Annotated in this window: 25 protein-coding genes and 1 riboswitch; of the genes, 12 read left to right on the plus strand and 13 right to left on the minus strand. The window is 51.2% G+C overall.

The features are described 5' to 3' along the window. From hisC to hisIE, 6 genes are read left to right on the plus strand one after another with little or no spacing between them, the layout of a single operon-like run. The gene (gene hisC / locus ACSF8X_RS13215; RefSeq protein ID WP_500850189.1) at positions 1-1,074 is read left to right on the plus strand and encodes a histidinol-phosphate transaminase; all 1,074 of its coding nucleotides are present in this window, start codon (positions 1-3) and stop codon (positions 1,072-1,074) included. Continuing rightward, positions 1,071-2,141, plus strand: a complete 1,071-nt coding sequence (gene hisB / locus ACSF8X_RS13220; protein WP_500850190.1) for a bifunctional histidinol-phosphatase/imidazoleglycerol-phosphate dehydratase HisB — start codon at positions 1,071-1,073, stop codon at positions 2,139-2,141. Before hisC ends, hisB begins: the two co-directional genes overlap by 4 nt. Further along, positions 2,141-2,776 carry an imidazole glycerol phosphate synthase subunit HisH gene (gene hisH / locus ACSF8X_RS13225; protein ID WP_500850191.1) on the plus strand — a complete coding sequence of 212 codons (636 nt, stop codon included), beginning with the start codon at positions 2,141-2,143 and terminating at the stop codon, positions 2,774-2,776. Before hisB ends, hisH begins: the two co-directional genes overlap by 1 nt. 17 nt (positions 2,777-2,793) lie before the next feature. Further along, positions 2,794-3,528, plus strand: a complete 735-nt coding sequence (hisA, locus tag ACSF8X_RS13230; RefSeq protein ID WP_500850192.1) for a 1-(5-phosphoribosyl)-5-[(5-phosphoribosylamino)methylideneamino]imidazole-4-carboxamide isomerase — start codon at positions 2,794-2,796, stop codon at positions 3,526-3,528. 14 nt (positions 3,529-3,542) lie between these two features. Then, positions 3,543-4,316 carry an imidazole glycerol phosphate synthase subunit HisF gene (gene hisF, locus ACSF8X_RS13235; RefSeq protein WP_047877302.1) on the plus strand — a complete coding sequence of 258 codons (774 nt, stop codon included), beginning with the start codon at positions 3,543-3,545 and terminating at the stop codon, positions 4,314-4,316. Next, positions 4,313-4,930, plus strand: coding sequence for a bifunctional phosphoribosyl-AMP cyclohydrolase/phosphoribosyl-ATP diphosphatase HisIE (hisIE, locus tag ACSF8X_RS13240; protein WP_500850193.1), 618 nt, complete (start codon positions 4,313-4,315; stop codon positions 4,928-4,930). Before hisF ends, hisIE begins: the two co-directional genes overlap by 4 nt. A gap of 73 nt (positions 4,931-5,003) precedes the next feature. Here the strand turns inward: hisIE and ACSF8X_RS13245 are convergent, their stop codons facing one another. Together ACSF8X_RS13245 and ACSF8X_RS13250 are read right to left on the minus strand one after the other, a co-directional pair. Next, positions 5,004-5,582 carry a thymidine kinase gene (locus ACSF8X_RS13245; protein ID WP_047877304.1) on the minus strand — a complete coding sequence of 193 codons (579 nt, stop codon included), beginning with the start codon at positions 5,580-5,582 and terminating at the stop codon, positions 5,004-5,006. Positions 5,583-5,732: 150 nt separating this feature from the next. Further along, positions 5,733-7,328, minus strand: a complete 1,596-nt coding sequence (locus tag ACSF8X_RS13250; RefSeq protein WP_047877305.1) for a Na+/H+ antiporter NhaC family protein — start codon at positions 7,326-7,328, stop codon at positions 5,733-5,735. A gap of 101 nt (positions 7,329-7,429) precedes the next feature. Then, a riboswitch (Lysine riboswitch) is annotated at positions 7,430-7,614 on the minus strand. A 360-nt stretch (positions 7,615-7,974) separates the two neighbouring features. On the opposite strand from ACSF8X_RS13250, the gene ACSF8X_RS13255 reads away from it, so the two are divergent. Beyond that, positions 7,975-8,373 (plus strand): H-NS family histone-like protein, encoded by a 399-nt coding sequence (locus ACSF8X_RS13255; RefSeq protein WP_047877306.1) that lies wholly within the window; start codon positions 7,975-7,977, stop codon positions 8,371-8,373. 186 nt (positions 8,374-8,559) lie between these two features. Here ACSF8X_RS13255 and ACSF8X_RS13260 read toward each other — a convergent pair whose 3' ends face one another. After that, a complete protein-coding gene (locus ACSF8X_RS13260; protein ID WP_500850194.1) occupies positions 8,560-9,531 on the minus strand; it encodes a lytic murein transglycosylase in 972 nt (323 codons plus the stop codon). 3 nt (positions 9,532-9,534) lie between these two features. After that, positions 9,535-9,819 (minus strand): YcgL domain-containing protein, encoded by a 285-nt coding sequence (locus ACSF8X_RS13265; protein WP_047877519.1) that lies wholly within the window; start codon positions 9,817-9,819, stop codon positions 9,535-9,537. A 232-nt stretch (positions 9,820-10,051) separates the two neighbouring features. On the opposite strand from ACSF8X_RS13265, the gene minC reads away from it, so the two are divergent. Genes minC through minE form a run of 3 tightly spaced genes read left to right on the plus strand, consistent with a single transcriptional unit; the run spans position 10,052 to position 11,829 of the window. Beyond that, positions 10,052-10,726: a septum site-determining protein MinC gene (gene minC, locus ACSF8X_RS13270; RefSeq protein WP_047877308.1), complete on the plus strand. Its 675-nt coding sequence runs from the start codon at positions 10,052-10,054 to the stop codon at positions 10,724-10,726. A gap of 20 nt (positions 10,727-10,746) precedes the next feature. Next, the gene (minD, locus tag ACSF8X_RS13275) at positions 10,747-11,559 is read left to right on the plus strand and encodes a septum site-determining protein MinD (protein ID WP_047877309.1); all 813 of its coding nucleotides are present in this window, start codon (positions 10,747-10,749) and stop codon (positions 11,557-11,559) included. A gap of 6 nt (positions 11,560-11,565) precedes the next feature. Further along, the gene (minE, locus tag ACSF8X_RS13280) at positions 11,566-11,829 is read left to right on the plus strand and encodes a cell division topological specificity factor MinE (protein WP_047877310.1); all 264 of its coding nucleotides are present in this window, start codon (positions 11,566-11,568) and stop codon (positions 11,827-11,829) included. Positions 11,830-11,891: 62 nt separating this feature from the next. On the opposite strand, the gene rnd is transcribed toward minE, so the two are convergent. From rnd to yoaA, 7 genes are all read right to left on the minus strand, one after another. Further along, on the minus strand, positions 11,892-13,019 hold the full coding sequence (rnd, locus tag ACSF8X_RS13285; protein ID WP_500850195.1) for a ribonuclease D: 1,128 nt from the start codon (positions 13,017-13,019) through the stop codon (positions 11,892-11,894). Positions 13,020-13,080: 61 nt separating this feature from the next. Further along, positions 13,081-14,769 (minus strand): long-chain-fatty-acid--CoA ligase FadD, encoded by a 1,689-nt coding sequence (gene fadD, locus ACSF8X_RS13290; RefSeq protein ID WP_500850196.1) that lies wholly within the window; start codon positions 14,767-14,769, stop codon positions 13,081-13,083. Between the two features lie 96 nt (positions 14,770-14,865). Beyond that, positions 14,866-15,786, minus strand: a complete 921-nt coding sequence (locus tag ACSF8X_RS13295; RefSeq protein ID WP_500850197.1) for an alpha/beta fold hydrolase — start codon at positions 15,784-15,786, stop codon at positions 14,866-14,868. A 14-nt stretch (positions 15,787-15,800) separates the two neighbouring features. Then, positions 15,801-16,355 carry a Slp family lipoprotein gene (locus ACSF8X_RS13300; protein ID WP_500850198.1) on the minus strand — a complete coding sequence of 185 codons (555 nt, stop codon included), beginning with the start codon at positions 16,353-16,355 and terminating at the stop codon, positions 15,801-15,803. A gap of 79 nt (positions 16,356-16,434) precedes the next feature. Then, positions 16,435-16,713 carry a hypothetical protein gene (locus tag ACSF8X_RS13305; RefSeq protein WP_047877314.1) on the minus strand — a complete coding sequence of 93 codons (279 nt, stop codon included), beginning with the start codon at positions 16,711-16,713 and terminating at the stop codon, positions 16,435-16,437. 135 nt (positions 16,714-16,848) lie between these two features. Further along, positions 16,849-17,550 carry a tRNA (adenosine(37)-N6)-threonylcarbamoyltransferase complex dimerization subunit type 1 TsaB gene (tsaB, locus tag ACSF8X_RS13310; protein ID WP_047877315.1) on the minus strand — a complete coding sequence of 234 codons (702 nt, stop codon included), beginning with the start codon at positions 17,548-17,550 and terminating at the stop codon, positions 16,849-16,851. Further along, positions 17,551-19,509, minus strand: a complete 1,959-nt coding sequence (gene yoaA, locus ACSF8X_RS13315) for a DNA repair helicase YoaA (protein WP_500851191.1) — start codon at positions 19,507-19,509, stop codon at positions 17,551-17,553. It lies immediately after the preceding gene. 210 nt (positions 19,510-19,719) lie between these two features. Here yoaA and purU point away from each other — a divergent pair, with 210 nt between their 5' ends. Next, a complete protein-coding gene (purU, locus tag ACSF8X_RS13320; RefSeq protein ID WP_047877316.1) occupies positions 19,720-20,553 on the plus strand; it encodes a formyltetrahydrofolate deformylase in 834 nt (277 codons plus the stop codon). A gap of 79 nt (positions 20,554-20,632) precedes the next feature. Here purU and ACSF8X_RS13325 read toward each other — a convergent pair whose 3' ends face one another. Beyond that, positions 20,633-21,223, minus strand: coding sequence for a VOC family protein (locus tag ACSF8X_RS13325; RefSeq protein ID WP_500850199.1), 591 nt, complete (start codon positions 21,221-21,223; stop codon positions 20,633-20,635). 409 nt (positions 21,224-21,632) lie between these two features. On the opposite strand from ACSF8X_RS13325, the gene argS reads away from it, so the two are divergent. Beyond that, positions 21,633-23,363 carry an arginine--tRNA ligase gene (gene argS, locus ACSF8X_RS13330; RefSeq protein WP_047877318.1) on the plus strand — a complete coding sequence of 577 codons (1,731 nt, stop codon included), beginning with the start codon at positions 21,633-21,635 and terminating at the stop codon, positions 23,361-23,363. Positions 23,364-23,490: 127 nt separating this feature from the next. Here the strand turns inward: argS and ACSF8X_RS13335 are convergent, their stop codons facing one another. After that, positions 23,491-24,096, minus strand: a complete 606-nt coding sequence (locus ACSF8X_RS13335; RefSeq protein WP_047877319.1) for a DUF924 family protein — start codon at positions 24,094-24,096, stop codon at positions 23,491-23,493. Between the last annotated feature and the right edge of the window lie 69 nt (positions 24,097-24,165).

Here is a 24,165-nt window from a genome sequence, read left to right on the forward strand (position 1 = left end):
ATGAGCATCAAACAACTGGCACGGAAAACCGTGCGCAACCTAACACCTTACCAATCGGCACGGAGACTGGGGGGGAACGGCGATATCTGGCTCAATGCCAATGAATCCCCATTCTCCAACGAGTACAGCGTTAGCGGCGAGCGCCTCAACCGCTACAGCACCTGCCAGCCGACAGAGCTGATCGCCGCCTACGCCGACTATGCGGGTGTACGCTACGAGCAGGTGCTGACCTCACGAGGTGCTGACGAGGGGATTGAACTGCTGATCAGGGCGTTCTGTGAACCCAACCAAGACAGCATCATCTATTGCCCTCCAACCTATGGCATGTATGCCATCAGTGCTGAGATCTTCGATGTGAAGACCAAAACGGTCCCTCTCACCGAGCAATGGCAACTTGATCTGCCCGCGATAGCTAATAACCTAGAGGGCTGCAAACTCGTTTTCGTCTGCAGCCCCAACAACCCGACCGGGAACCTGATCGACCGGGACGATATCGAAGCGCTGCTGGAGATGACCGCAGGTAACGCTCTGGTCGTCGTCGACGAGGCTTATATCGATTTTTGCCCTGAAGCGACCACCGCCGACTTGCTCGGTCGCTATCCAAACTTGGTGATCCTGCGAACGCTGTCCAAAGCCTTTGCCCTTGCAGGGCTACGCTGTGGTTTCACCCTCGCTCACCCCGATATTATCGAGCTACTACTCAAAATCATCGCACCGTATCCGGTTCCGGTGCCGGTCACGGAAATTGCAGTCCAAGCCCTGTCGGAATCAGGACGGGCAAAAACCAAGTTTCAGGTACTGGACATCAGTGCCAACCGCGCCTATCTCCAGGCCGGCCTTGGAATGCTTGACGGCGTAACCGTTTTCGATGGCTACGGCAATTACCTGCTGGTTCACTTCCCTGACAGCGACGAACTGTTCAAGGCACTCTGGGAGCACGGCATTATCCTGCGCCGTTCACCGATAGAAAACTGTATCCGCATCAGCATTGGAAGCCGCGATGAGTGCGAAAAAACCCTCGCCTTTATCCGAGAGCAACTGACACAAAACAGCGAGAAAAGGACGGCATTGTGAGCAAGGAAAAAATCTTATTTATCGACCGTGACGGCACCCTGATCGTCGAACCTCCCGTTGACTTCCAAGTCGACCGTCTCGACAAACTACAACTGGAGCCCTTCGTGATCCCTGCACTGCTCAAGCTACAAGATGCGGGCTACCGGCTAGTCATGGTCACCAATCAGGACGGTCTTGGTACCGACAGCTACCCACAAGCGGATTTCGATGCCCCGCACAATATGATGATGGCGATATTCGAATCCCAAGGCATCACCTTTGACGATGTACTGATTTGCCCGCACTTCGAAGCCGACAACTGCAGTTGCCGCAAGCCCAAGCTCGGATTGGTCAAAGAATACCTCCAGCAAGGCAAGGTCGATTTCGAAACATCTGCCGTGATTGGCGATCGCCAAACAGATTTGACCCTTGCCGAAAACATGGCGATTAGGGGTATCCAGTACCACCCACAAAATATGGGCTGGCAACAAATCGCCACCGATCTCACTACCCGCCCGCGTATCGCCGAGGTTGTGCGCACCACCAAAGAAACCGATATCCGCGTCAGGGTAAACCTCGATCAAAGCGGCGGGAACAAGATTGAAACTGGTCTTGGCTTTTTCGACCACATGCTTGATCAGATCGCAACCCACGGCGGTTTTCGCCTCGAACTGAGCGTCGCCGGCGATCTCCATATCGATGACCACCACAGTGTCGAAGATGCCGCTCTGGCGCTGGGCGAAGCACTGAAAACAGCACTGGGAGACAAGCGCGGGATCGGCCGTTTCGGCTTCAGCCTGCCGATGGATGAATGTTTGGCCCAGTGTGCGCTTGATCTCTCAGGACGCCCTTACCTCAAATTCGAGGCAAAATTCAGCCGTGATCGTGTTGGCGACCTGTCCACCGAAATGGTGCCGCATTTTTTCCGCTCACTGACCGATGCGCTGGCTTGCACCCTTCACCTGAGTTCGACAGGCAATAACGACCACCACATCATCGAAAGCCTGTTCAAGGCCTTTGGCCGTACACTGCGCCAAGCCATCAAGGTCGAAGGCAACGAGCTACCAAGCAGCAAGGGAGTACTCTAATGAACGCGACCAGCCAGAAGATCGTGATCATCGATACCGGCTGTGCCAACGTCTCTTCGGTGAGGTTCGCTATCGAGCGGCTTGGCTACCGCGTTGAGATCAGCCGAGAGCCGACTGTCGTGCTAGCGGCAGACAAACTCTTCCTGCCAGGCGTCGGCACAGCCAGCGAGGCCATGAAAAACCTCGCCGAACGCGATCTGATCAACTTGGTCAGGCAGGTCGAAAAACCTCTGCTTGGCATCTGCCTCGGAATGCAGCTCCTTGGCAAAGAATCAGACGAGCAAGGGCAAGATGGCCAGCAGCAGGTCCCTTGCTTGGCACTGTGTGAGGCCTCTGTCCATAAAATGAAAACAGGGACGCTGCCACTGCCGCATATGGGATGGAACACCATCACCCCTGAACAAGCTCACCCGCTATTTAGGGGGATCCCTGCTGGCAGCTACTTTTACTTCGTCCATAGCTATGCGATGCCTATTTTCAATCAGGGTGCGGGAGGCAGAACCATCGCCCGCTGTGACTATGGCGATGCCTTTACCGCCGCCGTACAACGCGGTAACTACTACGGCGTCCAGTTCCATCCCGAACGGTCCAGCAAAGCCGGCTCCCAGTTGATCAAGAACTTTCTTGAATTGTAAGGACACTAAGGACAAACATGATTATTCCCGCATTAGATTTGATTGATGGGCAGGTAGTCCGCCTCTTTCAAGGCGACTATGGCAAGGTCACCGAATACAAGGTCAACCCCGCAGAGCAGTTCAACCTTTACCAACAAGCCGGGGCCGACTGGCTCCACTTGGTTGATCTTACGGGGGCCAAGGATACCAAAGCCCGCCAACTTGACCTGATCCGCAACTTGCTTGCCAGTACTCCGGCCAATATCCAGATCGGGGGGGGCGTACGCTGTGAGCAGGACGTTGCCGATCTGCTTGCCGCAGGGGCGCAGCGCGTGGTGATCGGCTCGACAGCCGTCAAGCAGCCAGACATGGTCAAGGGTTGGATAGAAAAATACGGCCCGGCGCATATCGTGCTCGCTCTTGACGTGAACATTGACCGCGATGGGCAACGAAGGGTCGCCATTTCCGGTTGGCAGGAAGATTCGGGGGTAACCATCGAAGCACTGCTGGATGACTTTCTCACCGTCGGCCTTGAACATGTATTGTGTACCGATATTTCACGCGACGGCACGCTCACCGGATCGAATGTCGCCTTGTACCGTGATCTTTGCGATCGCTACCCACAGGTACAATTCCAGTCATCGGGCGGCATAGGCTCGTTGGATGATATTGCTGCACTCAAAGGCAGCGGGGTCGCCGGCGTGATTGTCGGCCGGGCCCTACTCGATGGCAAATTTAGCGCCGAGCAAGCCTTTGCTTGCTGGGCAGAATAAGGCGGAGGTTCATCATGCTCGCCAAACGCATCATCCCCTGCCTTGACGTCCGTGACGGTCAGGTTGTCAAAGGGGTACAGTTTCGCAATCACGAAATCATCGGTGATATTGTCCCGCTGGCCAAACGCTATGCCGAAGAAGGCGCAGATGAGCTGGTCTTTTATGATATCACCGCCTCAAGTGACGGCCGGGTGGTCGACAAAAGCTGGGTCGCCCGCGTCGCAGAGGTGATTGATATTCCGTTCTGTGTTGCCGGCGGGATCCGCTCTGCCGACGATGCCAGCCGGATCCTCCAGTACGGAGCCGACAAGGTCTCCATCAACTCACCAGCACTGGCCGACCCAAGCCTGATCACCCTGTTAGCCGACAAATTCGGGGTACAGTGTATCGTCGTCGGTATCGACTCCTACTTCGATTCGCAAACCGGAAAATATCAGGTCTACCAGTTTACCGGCGATGAAAAGCGCACTCAGGCCACCCGCTGGGAAACCTGCGACTGGGTCAAGGAGGTTCAGCGCCGGGGCGCAGGGGAAATCGTTCTCAATATGATGAACCAAGACGGCGTTCGCAACGGCTATGACCTCGACCAGCTCAATATGGTGCGGGCCGTCTGCCATGTACCACTCATCGCCTCTGGCGGTGCCGGCGAAATGTCCCACTTTGCCGACGCCTTCAATCAAGCCAATGTCGACGGGGCACTGGCGGCTTCGGTGTTCCACAAGCAAATTATCAATATCGGCGAACTGAAACACTACCTGAAACAACAAGACGTGGAGATCCGACTATGAGCCTTGCCAGCCAGATCAATTGGGAAAAAGTCGGCGGATTAGTGCCGGCCATCATTCAGGACAACACCAGCGGCCAAGTCCTGATGCTCGGCTATATGAACGAACAAGCTCTGAGCCAAACACTCGAAGCCAAGCAGGTTACCTTCTGGTCTCGAACCAAAAACCGCCTCTGGACCAAAGGGGAAACCTCTGGCAATGTCCTTGCGCTTGAAAGCATCAGTCTTGACTGTGACCAGGATACCCTGCTGGTCACGGTGACGCCGGCAGGGCCAACCTGCCACCTCGGTACCGAAACCTGTTTCGACCACGGCGATACGGACGCCGCTCAGCCCGCGTTGGTTTTCCTTCATCAACTTGAACAGCTCCTCGCTAGCCGGACAGAAGCCGATCCCGACTCGTCCTATACCGCAAGCCTCTACGCTCGTGGCACCAAGCGGATTTCGCAGAAGGTTGGCGAAGAAGGCGTTGAAGTCGCGCTGGCGGCAACGTCAGGTGATAAGGCGGAGCTAGTTAGCGAATCTGCCGATTTGATCTACCACTTGCTGGTATTGCTGCAAGATCAGGGATTGTCACTCGCCGATGTCACGGCCAAGCTACAATCCCGCCATCGCTAGACAATCGCGAAACAAAACAGCCCGGCCAAATGGCCGGGCTGTCAATCATCTTCACAAGGCGCTTACACTGCCATTAACGGCCCAGCGCATCTTTGTAGTGAGTACGACAAACGGAGACATAACGATCGTTACCGCCGATCTCAACCTGATCGCCATCAGCAATAGCACGGCCGGTCTCATCTTGACGGATCACCATATTCGCCTTGCGGCCACAGTGGCAGATTGTCTTTAGCTCGACCAATTTATCAGCCCAAGCCAACAGATACTGACTCCCTTCGAAAAGCTCACCACGGAAATCAGAACGCAGCCCGTAACACAATACTGGAATATCTAGCTTATCAACTACTTCCGTTAGCTGGTAAACCTGAGTCTTGGTCAAGAACTGGCATTCGTCAATCAATACGCAGTCAATCTTGCCATCTGCAGCCATACTCTGTAGGCGAACATACAAATCGTCACTATCGCCAAATAATTCGGCTTCTTCTTCCAAACCGATCCGAGAGCTTACCTTGCCCTTGCCAAAACGATCATCAATTGCTGCAGTAAAAATCACCGGTGTCATGCCGCGCTCGCGGTAATTAAACGATGACTGCAACAAGGTGGTCGATTTACCCGCATTCATTGCCGAGTAATAGAAATACATCTGGGCCATTAAGCTTTCCTAGTCGAAGTAGGTTGAGTCAAAAAAACTGCCGTGATGCTACAGAAATCGCCCCAAGATTAAAAGCCGCCGTCTCAAAATCACAGGCATAAAAAAGAGTCTGTATCGCAAATACAGACTCTTTGTCGTTGGTATGTCCAATTATGCTTTGGCTGTTAAATCAGAAGATCTCCGGGATATCCAATACAACACGCTACACATGATGATAAAGGCAACCGTCGCGGCCAAGAAAGCGACCGCCAATGAGTCCGTCGCACCCAGTACAAGAAAACCTATGGTCGATACCAAAGCAATTGACAGCGCATAAGGCAACTGGGTGGAAACGTGGTCGATATGGTGACACCGGGCACCGGTCGAGGACAAAATCGTGGTATCGGATATCGGCGAGCAGTGGTCACCAAATACGGAACCAGCCAATACCGCGCCAAGCATTGGCAGCATCAACATAATATCTGTTGCCGCAGCCAAATCCCCAGCGATTGGCAACATAATACCAAACGTCCCCCACGATGTACCCGTCGCAAACGCCATCACGCCAGCGAGCAAAAATAAAATAGCGGGCAACAACATCGGATCTAGGCTGCCTTCAACCAAGGTCGACAAATATTTGCCTGTTGCCATATCACCGATCACGCTACCAATACTCCACGCAAAGAGTAGGATCAATATTGCACCAAACATCGACTTAGCCCCAATCCACATTGTTGAGACCACATCCCCCATTGCGATACGCTGGCGAAAAATAGGAATTAAGGCAGAGACCAGACCAATAAGTCCACCATATACCAATGACATCCCCACATCGGTATTTTCAAATGCTCCCAATAAGGTAAACGGCAAATCATCGGCGGAAAGTGCTTGGCTACCGGTATAAATCATAAAGAAGAAGGTGGCGATAATCAGAGCAATAATTGGCATCACCAAATCGGAAACTTTACCATTAGCGCTTTCGACAATTTCCAACTCTTCATTTAAATCCTTGGCTCGCTTATCCGCATCCCCTTCATCGAAGCCACGGCAATGACTCGCCTCTAGTTCGTGCTTCTTCATTGGGCCAATATCCAATTGAAACCATGCCACCACAAAAACCATTAACAGGGCAAAAACGGCATAGAAGTTCATTGGGGCCAACTGAAGGAACGCACCTAACGGGGTGTACTCTGTCACACCGTGAGACACTAATATTCCACCAATCAAGGTAATAATATAAGCCCCCCAGCTTGAAGCTGGCATCAATACACACATCGGTGCAGCGGTAGAGTCAAGAATATACGCCAATTTTGCGCGGGATACGTAAAAACGGTCAGTAACAGGGCGAGAAATCGACCCCACGGCAAGACTATTGAAATAATCGTCGACAAAAATGAAGACGCCCAAGAATGCTGCGAGTAGCTTTGCCCCCCGTTTTGTTTTTATCTTGGTTTGTGCCCACTCGGCAAAAGCACGGGTACCGCCTGACAGCGTCAACAACGCCGTTGTCATACCCAATAAAATAAGAAAGGCAACAATGCTCATATTCCAGCTATTAATGCTGCCATCATCGATAAACAACCCTTTTACCGTTGTACCTATATACGATGCGGCCTGTAATGGAGCAAAATCGCTTAACAGTAAGGCACCTAACACAATGCCTACCCCAAGAGAAAACAGGACATGGCGAGTTAATATTGCCAACCCCAACGCAACCAGAGGGGGAATAATCGATACTACCGAATGGGAAAAATCTACTATATTCATGATCTCTACTACAACCGTTCCTGGTTGGAGACCTACTGCGAAACACAACGTCATGTCATGCGTAAAGAGTATAAGGAAGGGAGGGCTATACCCTCGTCCGACTCCACAGTAGCGCTCCATAGTTAATGTCATTATATACTATGGCAGTGTTGCCCCTATTCGGCGACAACCCCAGCAAGCTGGCTTGATAACCCAAAACTCACTTCGGCACTGGCTCCTTTCGTTATCCCTCTTTGGTATCACCCTAAGGCTAACTACTATTAGACAATGCTCCTCTACCTATGGTCTAGGTAAAGTCAATAATACGGAATGGAAATCCAATTGCAACAACGAAGCGTGAAAGATTTAACAATATTGGTGAATAGTTTTGCAGTGGCGATTAAAAAAACATCACACCAGTTCAATCACAACCATGCGATAAGCAACATGTAGCACCGCTTCTTTGGGATCTTGATAACAATTAAGTGGGGTTTACAATTAGCAACAGAATATTACTAATGAGAGTTATCCCCTATTAATAATCATTTTTTTAATTGAAGTATTAAATTTCTATTTGGCTTATCAAGTTCAAAGTATTAATATTGCAATTATAGAATTATTACTGCTATTCTTTTTTTACAGTATTTAGCCAACAGGAAATAACAACATGTCTGATCTAATGAAAGTGCTAACGAATCTTCGTAGTCTTCGCGCACTATCTCGTGAATATACTCTTGAACAACTACAAGAAGCGCTAGAAAAACTAACTACCGTTGTTGAAGAGCGTGCAGAGCAAGAACAAGAAGTTCGCGCTAAAGAAGAAGAGCGCAATGAAAAGTTGGCTCAATATCGTGAAATGCTACTTGCTGACGGTATTGACCCAGAAGAACTTCTAGCAACACTATCTAAAGCACCAAAAGCAAAACGCGCTCAGCGTCCTGCTAAATACCGCTTTATTGATGAAAACGGTGAAGAGAAAACTTGGACTGGCCAAGGCCGTACACCAAGTGCACTTAAAAAAGCACTTGATGAAGGTAAATCTCTAGAAGAGTTCGAAATCAAATAATCGACTAATTTATTAAAAACCCGACACATGGTCGGGTTTTTTATTTGCACTATTTAAAATCTATTTCTAAACCTTTGAATTAAAAAGCCAATACGTTAAAGGGATAGCGAATAGATATATATAGCAAAAACTTATCCATATTGAGTAAAAAGCCAGACATCAATGCTGGCTTTTTTTGTTTGAGCTCTAACGAATACTATCAGCCAAGTGACTTACCGCTAAAGCAAAATAGTGTGAGCGATTCCAATGGAGCAGTACTTGGTAATTACCATACACCAAATATGCTCTACCATGTCTATCATCTGGTTGAATAAGCCAGGCTTTTATATCTACCTTCGGCAAATCCGTTCCATTTAAACGACGAACACCTAGCGATTCCCATTCGGCAAGAGAACGTCCTTTCTCTTTATCGATTCCCATAAGGGCACTATCAATGTTCTCAGGCAATTTAACCTGTCGGCCCCAGGTATATTGATCGTTCCATCCTTCCTGATGAAGATAATTAGCTGCAGAAGCAAATACATCGGCTTGGGTTTTCCAAATATCAATCTTATCATCGCTATTACCATCAACGGCATAGGTCAGAAAAGAGGTTGGCATGAACTGTGGTTGTCCCATTGCCCCCGCCCATGAGCCTTTCATCTCTTGTGGTTCGATATGGCCGGCATCCAATATTTCCAAGGCTGCCATTACCTGCTTGCGGAAAAATGCTTCCCGGCGGCCTTCATAAGCCATCGTTGATAATGCTTCAATCACATTATAATTTCCGGTTAAGCGTCCGAAATTACTTTCCACACCCCACAAAGCAACAATAAAACGTGGCTGCACACCGTATTTCTTTCCGATGTCATCAAGCACACTTTTATGCTTCTGGTATAAATCGCGAGCCTGCTTCACTTTCCAAGCTGGTACTGCACGAGGAATATATTCATCGAGCGTTAATTTTTTCTCCGGCTGATTTTTATCCGCCTTGACTGCGCGCTCTACAAACTCAATGCCATCAAAAGCCGTATTGAGGATTGGTTCTGAAATTCCATTTTCCCGGGCTTCGGCTTTTAGCCCTTCAACATATTGATCAAATTCAGTATCTGCCGCCGAAGCAACAGATGTCAGTCCTAATCCTAAGGCCACTAAGGCCGATACCAATCGCTTTTGCATAATTTACCCTTGGCTTTTGGCAGCCTTGTCAGCCTTGTACATCTCAAGCAAGTTCGGTACCGGCGGCGGTACTTGCAAGTAATAACCCGGCGCAACCAATGCTGCTCTTACTTTCTCTATATCCGCTTGTGCCAGTTTCCGTCTTTCGTCTAGCTTAATCACCATCACGAACTGCGGGGTTCCAAATGTCGACATCAACGCATCCGGCACAGACGAAAAGTCATCCTTCTTACTGATATATAAGTAGGTACTGTCTTTTTTCGGACTTCTATAAATTGCACACAACATGCTTTGCATAACCTTTACGATAATTATCTATTATGACCGCAGAATCCATCAATCATTCCCAGCCAGCCCTATTCCCGCTTCCAAACTCGCAAAACACGATGAGATACGGCTCCGAATTTGCAACCTTAGGGCAAGGATAGCTTGCTGATATACGGTTTGGAATATAACATGCTAGGTATCTCGAGATAACGTACCCAACCGGCTAATTTAGCGACAGTCATCCTGATACCTCATGACAAAAACAGCAGAACTAAAGGGAGGCTCCTTTACCCTCTCTGCCCTCCACTTGGTGGATGGTGACATCCAAAAAGCCGCCGACTTCCTAAAACAGAAAGTTGAGCAGGCACCTCATTTTTTCACGGCAGCTCCGGTTGTCATTGACGTCAGCCAAGCTGGCGAAAATATCGATTTTAATGAATTAAATCAACGTATTCGTCAAGCTGGTGTCATTCCTGTCGGTATTAGTGGCTGCAAAGGCAACATTCAGCGCGAACAGGCCAAAGAGGCGGGCTTCGCAATTATGAATGCCGCACGCCATACCAAAGCGACAGAAACCGCAGAAACCGTTACCATGGAACCGACACGGATCATTACCAATCCCGTGCGTTCAGGCCAACAAGTGTATGCCAAGAACTGTGATCTTGTTGTCATGAGCCATATTAGTGCAGGGGCAGAAATTATCGCTGATGGCTGCATCCATATCTATGGCACCTTACGCGGACGTGCGATTGCCGGGGCCAATGGGCAACCCAATGCGAAAATTTTTTGCCATAACCTACAACCAGAACTAATCTCGATTGCTGGGAATTACTGGTTAAGTGACAATATTCAGGACGAATTTTGGGGTAAGCAAGTCGTTATCTCACTCGCTGACAGTAATTTGAACATAGAGCCTCTCGCTCTATAACGTTTAATAAGGAATTAATGATGGCACGTATTATCGTTGTTACCTCAGGAAAAGGTGGCGTTGGTAAGACTACCTCTAGTGCAGCCATTGCTTCGGGCCTGGCCATTCTTGGCAAAAAGACCGCTGTAATTGACTTTGATATCGGCTTGCGCAACCTCGATTTAATCATGGGTTGTGAACGCCGTGTCGTTTATGATTTTGTTAACGTGATCAATGGTGAAGCTACGCTGAACCAGGCCATGATCAAAGATAAGCGTGTTGACAACCTCTATGTTCTGCCTGCATCTCAAACCCGAGATAAAGAAGCGCTGAACAAAGAAGGGGTCGGCCGTATTCTTGATGAACTAAAAGAAATGGACTTCGAGTTCATTATCTGTGACTCACCAGCCGGTATCGAAACCGGTGCCCTGATGGCACTGTACTTTGCCGATGAAGCCATCGTTACAACCAATCCGGAAGTGTCTTCTGTACGCGACTCAGATCGTATCCTTGGCATTCTTGATTCTAAGTCACGCCGGGCCGAACAATCCTTGGATCCAGTAAAGACTCATCTTCTACTTACCCGCTACAACCCAGCCCGCGTGACACTGGGTGAAATGCTGAGTGTTGGCGATGTAGAAGAAATCCTACGCATACCGCTAGTAGGGGTTATCCCTGAGAGCCAAGCCGTACTCAACGCCTCCAACAAAGGCGAGCCAGTCATCTTCGACAAAGAGTCAGATGCTGGTATGGCTTATGCAGATATGGTCGCCCGCCTACTTGGCGAGGAGCGTCCTTTCCGTTTTCTTGAAGAAGAGAAAAAAGGGTTCCTTAAACGACTGTTCGGAGGGTAATACAATATGGCACTGTTAGAGTTTTTCCGTCCCAAGAAACCGACGACAGCCAGTGTTGCCAAAGAGCGGCTGCAAATTATTGTTGCGGAACGCCGCTCTGCCAATCAGGGTGCACCAAGCTATTTGCCTCAGCTGAAGCAAGACATACTGGAAGTCATTCAAAAGTATGTTGCTATCAGCCCGGATCAGGTTACGGTCAACCTAGACCAGCGAGAAGAAGATCTCTCGGTACTAGAGTTAAACGTCACCCTGCCCGATGACGACAAATAAAACAAAGCCCCGCTTCTGCGGGGCTGTGTTTATCTGATGCGGCGAACTGACATATCTGTCAGTTACTGGCTATTGTCCAGTAATGGCAGTACCTTTGCCTCGAACAACGGTTGACGCCAGTTTTTGAGCATCTCCGGGCGAAGGGCTTCCGCACGGTCTTTGTTCCATGCCCAACTGATCAGCTGGTTAATCTGTTTTTTTGATGCCAACAGTTCTGGCAACAGGCCTGTTTGCTCCTGTACTTCCGCCACAACATCTTTGAGTGCCTTAACCGTCTGCTTATAACGCGGGTGATCAACCAAACGGGTGATCTTCTCCGGGTAGTGTTCGGCAGCCATGTCCTCGACATCAAACACCATCTTGATCAAACGGCTTCCATGGCGCTGTATTTCCATGCTGTCAAAGCCTTCTTTTTCCATAACGGCTTTGGACTTGATGCCCAACCGAGCCAGCTTCCAAATATTCAGCTCCTTAACGACGAAGTTCAAAGCCAAGTCACGCTTGCGCGCCTCAAGCATCCGCCACTTTGCTGCCTGCTGCAGCACAGCCAGTTGCTTCGGGTTGAGCATCCAGGCGTTCTTCACGTCCAAATAAGCACGCTCAGGATCAGCCGACTTCATCCGCTTTAGCATCTGGCTGGCGCATTCCTGCTCAAGAGCCTCGGCCCACCCACGCGCTTCAACCTGCGGCAACAAAGCCTCGTAAAGCGGCATCAGGTAAAATACATCGGCTGCGGCATAATCAAGCTGCTTGTCAGTCAACGGACGAGCCAACCAGTTGGTTCTCGCTTCGCCCTTGTCGAGCTCTACGCCAAGAAAATCCTTCACCAAGGTGCCAAATCCAGCCGAAACACCATAGCCTAAAAATGCCGCCATGATCTGAGTATCAACCATAGGCACAGGCAGGCAGCCCGCATAATGCTGGAACACCTCAAGATCTTCACCACAAGCGTGAAGCACCTTCACCACCGACTGATCGCGAAGCAAATCCCATAGCGGCTCAAGATCATCAATAGCCAGCGGGTCAATCAGAGCGAGGTTATCGCCATCAAACAGCTGTACCAATCCCAATTTTGGATACAAGGTACGGGTACGGACAAATTCGGTATCCAGCATCACTACCGGCTTCTTTCTAGCCTGGCCACAAACGGTTTCCAAGCGCGCTGCGCTGGTAATAATTTCAAAATTCACGGTTATCTCACCAATAAAATGCCGGCTTACTGCCGGCATTAGTTATTCAAATTCCAGTTCGTTAGGCCTGCTCGGACGACGTCTTGTCAGCTTCCTCGCGCAAGGCTCGGCGAAGGATCTTACCCACATTGGTCTTTGGCAGTTCCTCGCGGAACTCGATAATTTTAGGCACCTTGTAGCCTGTCAGGTGTTCGCGGCAGTGCTCCAGCAAGTCCTCACGAGTCAAGCTGATATCGCGTTTAACCACACAAATCTTCACAATTTCGCCAGACACTTCATGCGGCTCACCAATCGCGGCCACTTCCAGTACCTTGTCGTGCAACGCAACCACATCTTCGATCTCGTTCGGGTACACATTGAAGCCCGACACCAAGATCATGTCCTTCTTGCGATCGACGATATGCAAGAAGCCCTCGTCGTCAAAGCGGACAATATCACCCGTCGACAACCAGCCTTCGTCATTCAGGACTTCCTTGGTTGCCTCCGGACGCTGCCAGTAACCACGCATCACTTGAGGACCACGAACCTGTAGTTCGCCTGTCTGGTCATTGCCTAGGACGTTGCCTTCATCATCAACCATACGAACTTCGGTCGATGGAACTGGCAAGCCAATAGAGCCATTATAGTCAACCAAGTCGTAAGGGTAAGCGGCCACCAGCGGCGAACACTCGGTCAAGCCGTAGCCTTCCAGCAGGTAGTTACCGGTGATCTGCTTCCATTTTTCGGCCACGACACGCTGTACCGCCATGCCACCGCCAACAGAAAGGCGGAGATTGCTAAAATCAATCTCGTGGAAATCCTCGTTGTTCACCAAGGCATTGAACAGGGTATTAACCCCAGTGATCGCGGTGAATGGGTAACGCTGAAGTTCTTTGACAAACGTTGGGATATCGCGCGGGTTGGTGATCAGCAGGTTGCGACCGCCCATTTCGATAAACAACAGGCAGTTTACGGTCAAGGCAAAGACATGATATAGCGGCAATGCCGTTACGATCATTTCACGCCCCTCGGTCAGCACAGGGCCATAAGCCCCTTTGGCCTGCATCAAGTTAGCCAGCATGTTGCGATGACTAAGAACGGCACCTTTGGCTACACCGGTTGTTCCGCCCGTATACTGCAAGAACGCCATGTCATCGCCAGACATGAACGGTTTCACATACTGCATGCGACGGCCCTTGCGCAGTGCCATTCGCAATGAGGTGGCATGCGGAAGATTGTATTTCGGCACCATCTTTTTGATGTATTTCACCACGAAGTTCACCAAAGTGCCCTTCGGACGAGACAGCTGATCACCCAGACTGGTCAGAACAACGTGCTCGACGCCGGTGTTCTTAACAACGGTTTCAAGGGTATGGGCAAAGTTAGAGACAATCACAATCGCTTTGGCGCCGGAGTCATTCAACTGATGCTCAAGCTCGCGCGGCGTGTACAGCGGATTGACGTTAACCACCACACAGCCAGCACGCAAAATACCAAACAGCGCAATCGGATATTGCAACAAATTCGGCATCATCACGGCAACACGGTCGCCCTTTTGCAGATTCAGCTCATTTTGCAGGTAGGCGGCGAATGCACGGCTACGCTCTTCCAGCTTACGGAAGGTCATTACCTGACCCATATTGATGAACGCCGTTTGGTCAGCATACTTCTGAACAGACTGCTCAAACATTTCAACCAAAGACGGATAGAGATCCGGGTTGATCTCAGCCGGTACATCTTCCGGATAGCGGTTAAGCCAAACCTTATCCACTTGCACTCTCCTTATATATCATGGCGCAAGGCCAATACTGCATGGCAACGGTCAGGCACAAGGACATGCCGACAACAATTACCACACAGTCAACAATTAACTTACATTCGGTTCAAAAACCGAATTCTTCATATTCGAACGAAACAATATAATCTGCTCGGCCACCCGTTCAGGGCTTTCCAGATGGCAATGGTGGCCGCCCGGCACCTCATGCTGGATCAACGTCGGCCAATCCGGCAAGCGGCCAGACTGCCCCTTCAACGATGCAAAGCCGCTTTGCCCAACAATAGACAAAACCGGGCATGACAGTGATGAGACATAAGCCGCTGCCTGCTCCTCTCCCATTCGATACAGAGAATCGCAACGCAGACGCGGATCATGACGCCAGAACCAACGCCCCCCATCACTGTATGTGCCCCGTTCAACCAACGGCCGCACTTGCTCCGGTGACAGGCCATTGATCTGACAACGCAACCGCACAGCCAGCTCAAGGTCGGGCATGGTTCGAGGGAGTCTTGCTTGCCGAAGGCGAAAGCGCTGTCGGCTCTCGATCCCCTGCCTTAACCTCAATACCGCATTCTGTGGTGATTCAGATAACGGAGCCAATCCTTCAAGCAGCACAGCCCCATCCACCCGCTCAGGAAACGCCGCAGCATAGCAAACTGAGACCAATGCGCCCAATGAATGCCCGAGCAATACCACACGGTTGCTCGGCAGCGCGTCAACAACCTGTGCCAGATCATCGATATAGTCAACAAAATGGTAATAGTTGTCCGAGCTCCGGTGCGAGGACAAACCATGCCCAGGCCAATCCAGTGCTACAAGGTAGTAGTCATCAACCAGTAACGGAAAGAGCGGAGTAAAACTGGCTGCATTATCCTGCCAGCCATGCAGCAGCAAAAGAACCGGTTTATCGAGCCCTCGTGGGGCCCCGCCGCCATCAGTCAGCCAGCTTGGAGGAAATGAGCACAACCCATGTAGGGATGCTCCCGCCAATCCTAGCGTGAACGGTGACATTGTGCCTCCGTTACTCAAGGCGTGACCCGCTCGCGTACTTCACCTCGGGAATAACCGCCATACCAGGTATTTTGGCGACAGTGAACCCCAAAGCAAGGCGGGAAACGGTCAAAATCATCAATCCATATTTCCTGCTTCACAGTCCACAGCTTAGTGCCTGTGGCAGAGACGACCGGATAGGTATAGTCGTACTCCCCGACTTTCCCTTGCTCCTTACCCTGCACTTTACCGGCAACCGTGATCAGCCTGCCGGGCTGGTACTCCATCGGCTCAAGAAAGCCATCGACATAAGCTACAAACCTCGACTGAGGCTGGCTTTTTATCTTAGGGCGAGCATCACTGCCAATCGGTACGGCAACGATTTCAAGCCGTGTTTGACTCTGACCGTTACTGATAGCCGCAATAATACCGCCAAGGCGTACATCCTGGCCGGCAGATTGTTGAATCTGGCCTTCAAGGTCACGAATATCACTGATTGGGGCCGGTGATTCTGTTACCAGCGCCTCTGGGATCGAGGCGCAGCCTACCATAAACGTACTAACCAGCCCAACAATAAGCTTTCTAAACATCCTTATCTCCTTGGTAATTGGCGAAGATCCAAGCAGCCCAGCGACTAGCAACAAATTATCGATTTATTCCCCTACCGCATCAAACATAGACATCCACCCCAACCATAGCCGAAAGCTCATCCCGTCGCTGCTGGTTCATCACCCCAAGATAAGAGGAGACGGCCTCGTGGCCTTTTCCTTGCGGCTGATCATACTGAATATGCCCGCGGGCTTCTTCAATAAGCGAGGGATCCCTCACTGTCTGGGCGACAGCACGGGCGACCTCTGTCGGCTGGCTGGGCGTTTGCGACGACGACACCGGCTTCGAGCGCGGTGATGACTGCGGAAGAGTAACGGGGAGGCGATGAATCGAGACCATATGAAATTCCAGTGTCAAATGGACCAATGCCGCCTCAGCGGGGCTGGGCCGGCGACTCGTATGGCAAACGGCATCATAAGATGCCGTTTTCTTGCCTGACTATATATGACAGGTACCTAACCGAGATAAAGGGGATTACTCACGTCCCGGCAGCTTTTTCCATGTTACGGTATCGCGCAGGTAAACCGGGCTTGCAAGTTCGGCCGCAACGGTTTCTCCACGCGCCAGTGCATATTTAGCCAAGTGTACCATATCCGCAGAATCTGGATACAGAACAGTACCTTGCTCCATTTTTGCAGGAATACTCGCTAATGCCTCGGCATAACTTTCCCAGCCCGTACCGGCACAGGTCCAAATACCCTCTGCCGCACCAAGCTGCTCGGCCAATGTGGCAGGCTTGATCACCTGCTCGGCACCGATAACCTGCCAATCACCGTCAGCCTGACGAAGGTATTGCCCCCAGTAGATTTCATCCATCCGCGCATCAATGGCGGTGAATACCTGTTCTGACTGATGGATCCGATACGTACCTTGGGCCATTGCCGCCAAGGTTGAAATGCCCAGCATTGGCAGATCGGCACCAAATGCCAAGCCCTGCGCAATACCAATTCCAATACGCACCCCGGTAAAGCTACCAGGGCCACGGCCAAACGCCAGAGCATCCAGCTGACTCAGGGTCAAACCGCCCTCGGCCAGAACCTCATCGACCATTGGTAGGATCTTGGTGGTATGCTCGCGCGGTGCATATTCGCAACGAGAAATCACATCATCGCCCACAAGCAGGGCAACGGAACAATTTTCAGTAGCAGTATCAACTGCAAGGATTTTGTTGCTCATTCAAGCCTCAGTGTGCTGTTCCTCAGTGTCCTCGGGCTCTTGTTGGCCATTCACTGAAGATAGAAACTGCCCGACACGCCCCACGTCACGAGTACGGGGGATCGCTGGCAGGCTTTGTAAAAACACCGACCCGTACGGGCGGGTGACTAAACGGTTGTCGCAGATCACCAATGCCCCTTTATCCTGCGTATCGCGGATCAATCGGCCAACCCCCTGTTTGAGGGTGATCACCGCGTCAGGGATCTGGACCTGCGAGAAGGGATCACCACCACGCAGGCGGCAATCTTCTATTCGTGCTTTCAGCAGCGGGTCATCCGGTGCTGTAAACGGTAATTTATCAATGATAACACAGCTTAGGGCCTGTCCTCTAACATCGACCCCCTCCCAGAACGCACTGGTCGCAATAAGCAGCGCATCCCCTAAGGCCAGGTATTCTTCCAGAAGTTTCTGCTTGGTCGTTTCGCCCTGGGCCAGCACCGGCAACGCCAATGCCGCCCGGAACCCTTCTGCCAGCTCACGTACCATCTGGTGCGAAGTACACAAAAAGAAACAGCGCCCGTTGTTGGCCGTGATCACCGGAGCCAGCAATGCCACCAGCCGGTCAGCTATCCCAAAGCTATTGGGTTCAGGAAGAAAACGGGGGACGCAGAGCAATGCCTGCTGCTGGTAATCGAACGGGCTGTCCAACGAAAACTGTCGTTTGGGCGCCAACCCAAGACGCTCACTAAAATGGCTGAAGTCATCATTGACCGCCAGCGTCGCCGAGGTAAAGATCCATGCCCCGCCCTGCTCGCTGATCTGCTCGTGAAATTTATCGGCAACTGACAGCGGCGTAATATGTAAGCTGAAATGGCGCGGCGTGCATTCGTACCAATAGGAATACCCGGTAATGGTGGTATCACACACCCGCTCGAGCCTCGCCTTGAGCAGGGTCGCCCGCTCGAAGGCCGCATCCAGCAACTGGCTACGCCCCAGCGCCAACTTGAGCACCTCATGGGTCAGCTCTAAGGCATCTTGCAGGCGGATGATCTCGCGCTGGATGGCCGGGCTATTAACCACCTCGCGCCAATTGCCGCGGAACCCCGGCTCGCCAAGCACAATACGCATATCCGACGCCGACTGGTGCAACCGCTCGGCCGTCTTTTGCAGCTGGCGCATATCCTTGGCTTCCGTCCGGTAGCCAATCTCAATATCCTTGGCCAGATCCTGGAGCTGGCGACTCGACAAACTCTGGCCAAAATACTGGCTGGCAATATCCGGCAACTGATGGGCTTCGTCAAAAATGAACACATCGGCTTCGGGGATCAGCTCGCCAAAACCGGTCTCCTTGATGGCCAAATCGGCCAAGAACAAATGGTGGTTGACGACAACCACATCGGCTTCCATCGCCCGGCGCCGAGCCTTGACGACAAAGCAGTCCTCATAGGACGGGCATTCCCGGCCCAGGCAGTTATCATTGTTCGAGGTGATCAACGGGATAACCGGGCTATCCTCGGCAATATCGGCGCACTCGCCCAAATCGCCCGTCTTGGTCGAAGATGACCAGCTACGCACTTGCACCATCTGGCCAAGCTGCTTGGGATCCGTATGCACACCGTGGCTTTCGGTGATCTGGCGGCTCATCCGGTCGAGGCACAGATAGTTGCTCCGCCCCTTGAGCAAGGCGACCCGGCCACTGAAGCCCAACGCATCTTTCATCAAAGGGAGATCACGATGGAACAGCTGATCCTGAAGGTTCTTAGAACCGGTGGAAATGATGGTTTTCTTGCCGCTGACCAGCGCCGGCACCAAGTACGCAAAGGTTTTGCCCGTACCCGTACCGGCCTCTACGACCAACTGGCCGTCGGACTGAATAGCATCGGCGACCGCTTCGGCCATGTCTATCTGGGGCTGGCGGGCCTGAAAACCAGGAATGGCTTTGTCCAACGCACCGCCGGCGGCAAAAAACTTCGCAATCATCATTCTAAGACTATGGGGTTATCGAACCGTTCATTATGCCAATATTCCATCAGGGCGACCATGTTTAATTGCCAGTCCTCCTGAAGGGCATTTAGGCTTTGACCCCGCTTCCAATCCGCGGTAAATAACTAGTTCCCCCCGATGCGCCGACGATGGACACACTCGCTCGGATCAGTAACGGTAACGATATACGTTCAAGGAAGATCATTTATGGAAAAGAAAACCCTGTTGACAGATTGCCCGGATGCGATGGGACTGATCAGCAAAATCACCAACATTTGCTACAAGCACCAGCTCAACATCATCCACAACCGCGAATTTGTCGACAATACCTACAATCGGTTCTTCATGCGTACCGAACTTGAAGGGTATTTCAATGACAAGACCTTCCTGCTGGATCTCGACCACGCCCTGCCAACAGGCAGTCGACGCCACCTGATAGGCCCGGAACGCAAGCGGGTTGTTATCATGGTCACCAAGGAAGCCCATTGCCTCGGCGATATTCTTGTCAAGGTTCTCGACGGCACCCTCAACATCGATATTGCCGCCATTGTCGGAAACTACGATGACCTGTCCGATCTTTCAGAGAAGTTTGGCGTTCCCTACCACTTCGTCAGCCACGATGGCCTCACCCGCGAGGAACACGAAGAAGCCCTGCTAGCAGTCATTGAGCCCTACCAGCCCCACTACGTGGTTCTGGCAAAGTACATGCGGATTCTGTCGCCATCTTTTGTCAGCAAGTTCCCCAATAAAATCATCAATATCCACCATAGCTTCCTCCCTGCTTTCATCGGTGCCAAACCATACCAGCAAGCCTACGAGCGCGGGGTGAAAATCATTGGGGCAACCGCCCACTTCGTCACCAACGATCTCGACGAAGGACCGATCATTACTCAGAATGTCATCCCGGTTGATCACAACTTCAATGCCGCAGACATGGCCAAGGCCGGGCGAGATGTCGAAAAATCTGTCCTCAGCAAGGCGCTAGGACTGGTCACCGACGACAAAGTCTTTGTCTACGCCAACCGGACTGTAGTGCTGTAAGCAGATAGATAGACAGAAGGAAACAGCAGGTATTCATGCTCGTCCCAGCCAGCGGCGGGACAAGCATGATCGAAAGAGATTATTCGGCTTCGCTCGCAATCACGTCCTTGAGCGAGCAAGGGTGGAGCTTGATACAAACACCATCGTGCTTGAATGCAAATGTCGGGTTGGCCAACCGCTCTTTTTCACCCGCCGGACTGCTTGCCTTTATTTTAACGTTCAGAGCATCCAATTCGTTCCAATACTGTGCCAACGACGGAAAAGTCTCTTCCAAATCTACCTTGAGCCCATCTGTCGTGCCTGCCGTCGATGGCACGACAAACTCCAGGTGTTCCCAGCCTTCTGAGGGATATTGCTTGCTTCCCGGATAAGGCAATTCCAGAGCTTCGACTTGCCAAGGCCCAACTTGCAATGGCTCGCGCAGGCCAATCACCACTATCGGTCGGCCGTTGATTTCGGTGTTCGACCACTCTTCGCCATAGGCCAACCAAGCCTTGTGAAGCCGCTCAGCACAGTCCCAGTCATTGACCCTCAAGGCAATGTGGTCGGCCTGATAGTCATCCAGTGTCAGCCCAAGTTTTTCAGCTAAAGCCTCAATTCTCGCCGCAAAATCCGGCAATGCATCGATCATCAGCTCAGGAAGCAACCCTTTTTCTTCGAGCTTCTGCATGTATTTTCTCCAGTTTTTACTGCCTAGCGGTTGAACGCATAATTATCCACAGTTTAACTATTTGTGACAGCCCTTATTGATGGTGGCAAAGGCCTTGTACTCTCTTGGATTGTGCATATTTTTCGAGCTACGATACTTATTTAAAAAAAAACGCAATCTATCGCCTTTACACCTTGCCAAATGCCCTAAGTTTGTGGGTATTATTAGGGCAATACACGTTATGTATTCAAGATGTTTTCTCTCCAAATGGGGAGATTAACCCGTCAAAAATACTCACGTTCCTATCTTTTCCCGAAACTATCTCTACTTTCGGGGGGACGTGACTATTGTTGATGGCAAAGACTTTTGAATACACAGCGATTGTGGCCTCGCCATTTACCGGCGTATCAATGATTTGAAGGATAAGCGTGTGAACATTCAAGCACTTATTAATGACAAAGTTTCCCAGGCGCTAGAAGCCGCAGGTGCTCCTGCCGGTAGCCCTGCCGCAGTTCGCCAGTCGGCGAAAATTCAGTTTGGTGATTACCAGGCCAACGGTGTAATGGGCGTTGCCAAAAAACTTGGCACCAACCCTCGCGAGTTCGCACAGAAAGTTATCGAGCAACTAGACCTAGACGGCATTGCCGAGAAAGTTGAGATTGCTGGCCCTGGCTTCATCAATATCTTCCTGAACAAAGAATGGCTGGCCGAGCAAGCTGAAACTGCCCTTCGCAGCCCACGCCTTGCTGTAGAGACAGAAGAGAAGAAAAACATCGTTGTTGACTACTCTGCGCCAAACGTTGCCAAAGAGATGCACGTGGGCCACCTGCGCTCTACTATCATCGGTGATGCCGTAGTACGTACCCTTGAATTCCTGGGTCACAACGTGATCCGTGCTAACCACCTTGGTGACTGGGGTACCCAGTTCGGTATGCTTATCGCCAACATGGTTCGCAAGGAGCAAGAAGGCGCTGACGTATCAATGAACATCAGCGATCTTGAAGGTTTCTACCGCGAATCAAAAGTCCTATACGATGAAGATGCCGAGTTTGCCGAGACTGCGCGTAACTACGTTGTTCGCCTACAGAGCGGTGACGAGTACTGCCTAGAGAAGTGGAAGCAACTGGTTGAGATCACCCTGAAGCAAAACCAGCGCAACTACGACCGCCTAAACGTGTCTCTGACTGACGAGAACGTAATGGGTGAGTCAATGTACAACGAAATGCTGCCAGGCATCGTGGCTGACCTGAAAGAAAAAGGTCTGGCTGTAGAAGATGACGGCGCGATGGTTGTCTACCTTGACGAGTACAAGAACAAAGACGGCGAGCCTATGGGTGTTATCATCCAGAAGCGTGACGGCGGCTTCCTGTACACCACTACCGATATCGCCTGTGCCAAGTACCGCTACGAGAAACTAGGCGCAGACCGCGTGCTTTACTTCATCGACTCACGCCAGCACCAGCACCTGATGATGGCTTGGTCTATCGTTCGTAAAGCCGGCTACGTGCCAGAGAGCGTTTCTCTTGAGCACCACGCATTCGGTATGATGCTGGGCAAAGACGGTCGTCCGTTCAAGACCCGTGCCGGTGGTACTGTTCGCCTTGCTGATCTGCTGGACGAAGCAGAAGAGCGCGCTGCGAAACTAATCGAAATGAAAAACCCAGAGTTGGATGCTGCAGAGAAAGACAACATCGCGAAAACTGTTGCTATGGCAGCGGTTAAGTACGCGGATCTTTCTAAGCACCGTACCACTGACTACATCTTCGACTGGGACAACATGCTGGCATTCGAAGGCAACACTGCACCGTACATGCAGTATGCCTACACCCGTGTTGCCTCTATCTTCAAGCGTGCCGGTGTTGAGCTCTCTGATCTGACTCACCCAATCGTGATCAACGAAGAGAAAGAGCAGGCATTGCTATCTAAGCTGCTTCAGTTCGAAGAAGCCGTACAGACAGTTGCTCGCGAAGGCCACCCACACGTAATGTGTGCATACCTGTTCGAGCTTGCAGGCCTATTCTCAAGCTTCTACGAAGCGTGCCCAATTCTGAACGCAGAAGAAGCCGTGAAGCAGAGCCGCCTGAAGCTGGCCAACCTGACAGCGAAGACCATCAAGCAAGGTCTGGATCTGCTAGGTATCGAAACACTAGAGCGCATGTAATTCGCCTTAGGCCAAGATGCACACTACGGTGTGCAATCTTGAGCACAGCAAAAAGCCTTCCGTTATCGCGGAAGGCTTTTTTATTGCTTGCAACCAAGCTAAACAAGAATGACCCACCTCTCATCCGCTACTGGCCAAAGCGCTGCCCGCCATGATGGAGCCAGCTCAACTCATCCTGAGTCGATAGCCTCCCAAGCACGGCATTTCGGTGAGGAAAGCGGCCGAATCGCTTTATCACATCAAGATGGCTTACCGCATAGCGATAGAAGTGATCAAACTGGGCATAATGCAATGGTGTCACTGACTGACGCAAGCGGTCAAAACGAAACACGGCTTCTTCCTGATCTTCCAATGCCTCCGAGTGTTCAAGCGGCATGTAGAAAAAGACCCGCTCAATAGGTGTCAACTGCAAGTCCTGATCCAGAGCCAGCCCCCGTTTGCACATTGCTAAGGCCATCGAGTCATAACGAAATGCCGCGCCCAACCCGCGATAGATATTGCGGGTAAACTGATCGAGCAAAATGATCAGAGCCAGTGTCCCCCTCGGATGTTCCGTCCAATGGCTCAATTCACCGACTCCACCCTTGCTGACCAAAGCACGAAATTGTTCGGCTATCGCAAGATCAACCTCTTCTCCGCCCTGAAACCAAAGCTTGTTGCGGTTTTCGAGTGTGACTTCTTCGTCGATTTCGCCAAACCAATAGTCCAATACCTGTTGATAGTCAGCCATCATGAGCCCCCTTTGGATTTATACCCCAGTCACATAGCACCTTAACCAGGTATACTGACTGTTCTGACAACA

The organism is Photobacterium panuliri, assembly GCF_059920555.1.

Bases quoted from the DNA above. Each gene is read 5' to 3' on its own strand.
- yoaA (WP_500851191.1), bottom strand. From the start codon at position 19,509: ATGATTGCGAAGTTTTTTGCCGCCGGCGGTGCGTTGGACAAAGCCATT.
- minE (WP_047877310.1), top strand. From the start codon at position 11,566: ATGGCACTGTTAGAGTTTTTCCGTCCCAAGAAACCGACGACAGCCAGT.
- ACSF8X_RS13250 (WP_047877305.1), bottom strand. From the start codon at position 7,328: ATGAATATAGTAGATTTTTCCCATTCGGTAGTATCGATTATTCCCCCT.
- minD (WP_047877309.1), top strand. From the start codon at position 10,747: ATGGCACGTATTATCGTTGTTACCTCAGGAAAAGGTGGCGTTGGTAAG.
- hisC (WP_500850189.1), top strand. From the start codon at position 1: ATGAGCATCAAACAACTGGCACGGAAAACCGTGCGCAACCTAACACCT.
- ACSF8X_RS13335 (WP_047877319.1), bottom strand. From the start codon at position 24,096: ATGATGGCTGACTATCAACAGGTATTGGACTATTGGTTTGGCGAAATC.
- hisF (WP_047877302.1), top strand. From the start codon at position 3,543: ATGCTCGCCAAACGCATCATCCCCTGCCTTGACGTCCGTGACGGTCAG.
- ACSF8X_RS13295 (WP_500850197.1), bottom strand. From the start codon at position 15,786: ATGTCACCGTTCACGCTAGGATTGGCGGGAGCATCCCTACATGGGTTG.
- tsaB (WP_047877315.1), bottom strand. From the start codon at position 17,550: ATGAGCAACAAAATCCTTGCAGTTGATACTGCTACTGAAAATTGTTCC.
- ACSF8X_RS13265 (WP_047877519.1), bottom strand. From the start codon at position 9,819: ATGTTGTGTGCAATTTATAGAAGTCCGAAAAAAGACAGTACCTACTTA.
- hisH (WP_500850191.1), top strand. From the start codon at position 2,141: ATGAACGCGACCAGCCAGAAGATCGTGATCATCGATACCGGCTGTGCC.
- hisA (WP_500850192.1), top strand. From the start codon at position 2,794: ATGATTATTCCCGCATTAGATTTGATTGATGGGCAGGTAGTCCGCCTC.
- ACSF8X_RS13305 (WP_047877314.1), bottom strand. From the start codon at position 16,713: ATGGTCTCGATTCATCGCCTCCCCGTTACTCTTCCGCAGTCATCACCG.
- ACSF8X_RS13325 (WP_500850199.1), bottom strand. From the start codon at position 21,223: ATGCAGAAGCTCGAAGAAAAAGGGTTGCTTCCTGAGCTGATGATCGAT.
- ACSF8X_RS13300 (WP_500850198.1), bottom strand. From the start codon at position 16,355: ATGTTTAGAAAGCTTATTGTTGGGCTGGTTAGTACGTTTATGGTAGGC.
- ACSF8X_RS13245 (WP_047877304.1), bottom strand. From the start codon at position 5,582: ATGGCCCAGATGTATTTCTATTACTCGGCAATGAATGCGGGTAAATCG.
- ACSF8X_RS13260 (WP_500850194.1), bottom strand. From the start codon at position 9,531: ATGCAAAAGCGATTGGTATCGGCCTTAGTGGCCTTAGGATTAGGACTG.
- ACSF8X_RS13255 (WP_047877306.1), top strand. From the start codon at position 7,975: ATGTCTGATCTAATGAAAGTGCTAACGAATCTTCGTAGTCTTCGCGCA.
- hisIE (WP_500850193.1), top strand. From the start codon at position 4,313: ATGAGCCTTGCCAGCCAGATCAATTGGGAAAAAGTCGGCGGATTAGTG.
- purU (WP_047877316.1), top strand. From the start codon at position 19,720: ATGGAAAAGAAAACCCTGTTGACAGATTGCCCGGATGCGATGGGACTG.
- minC (WP_047877308.1), top strand. From the start codon at position 10,052: ATGACAAAAACAGCAGAACTAAAGGGAGGCTCCTTTACCCTCTCTGCC.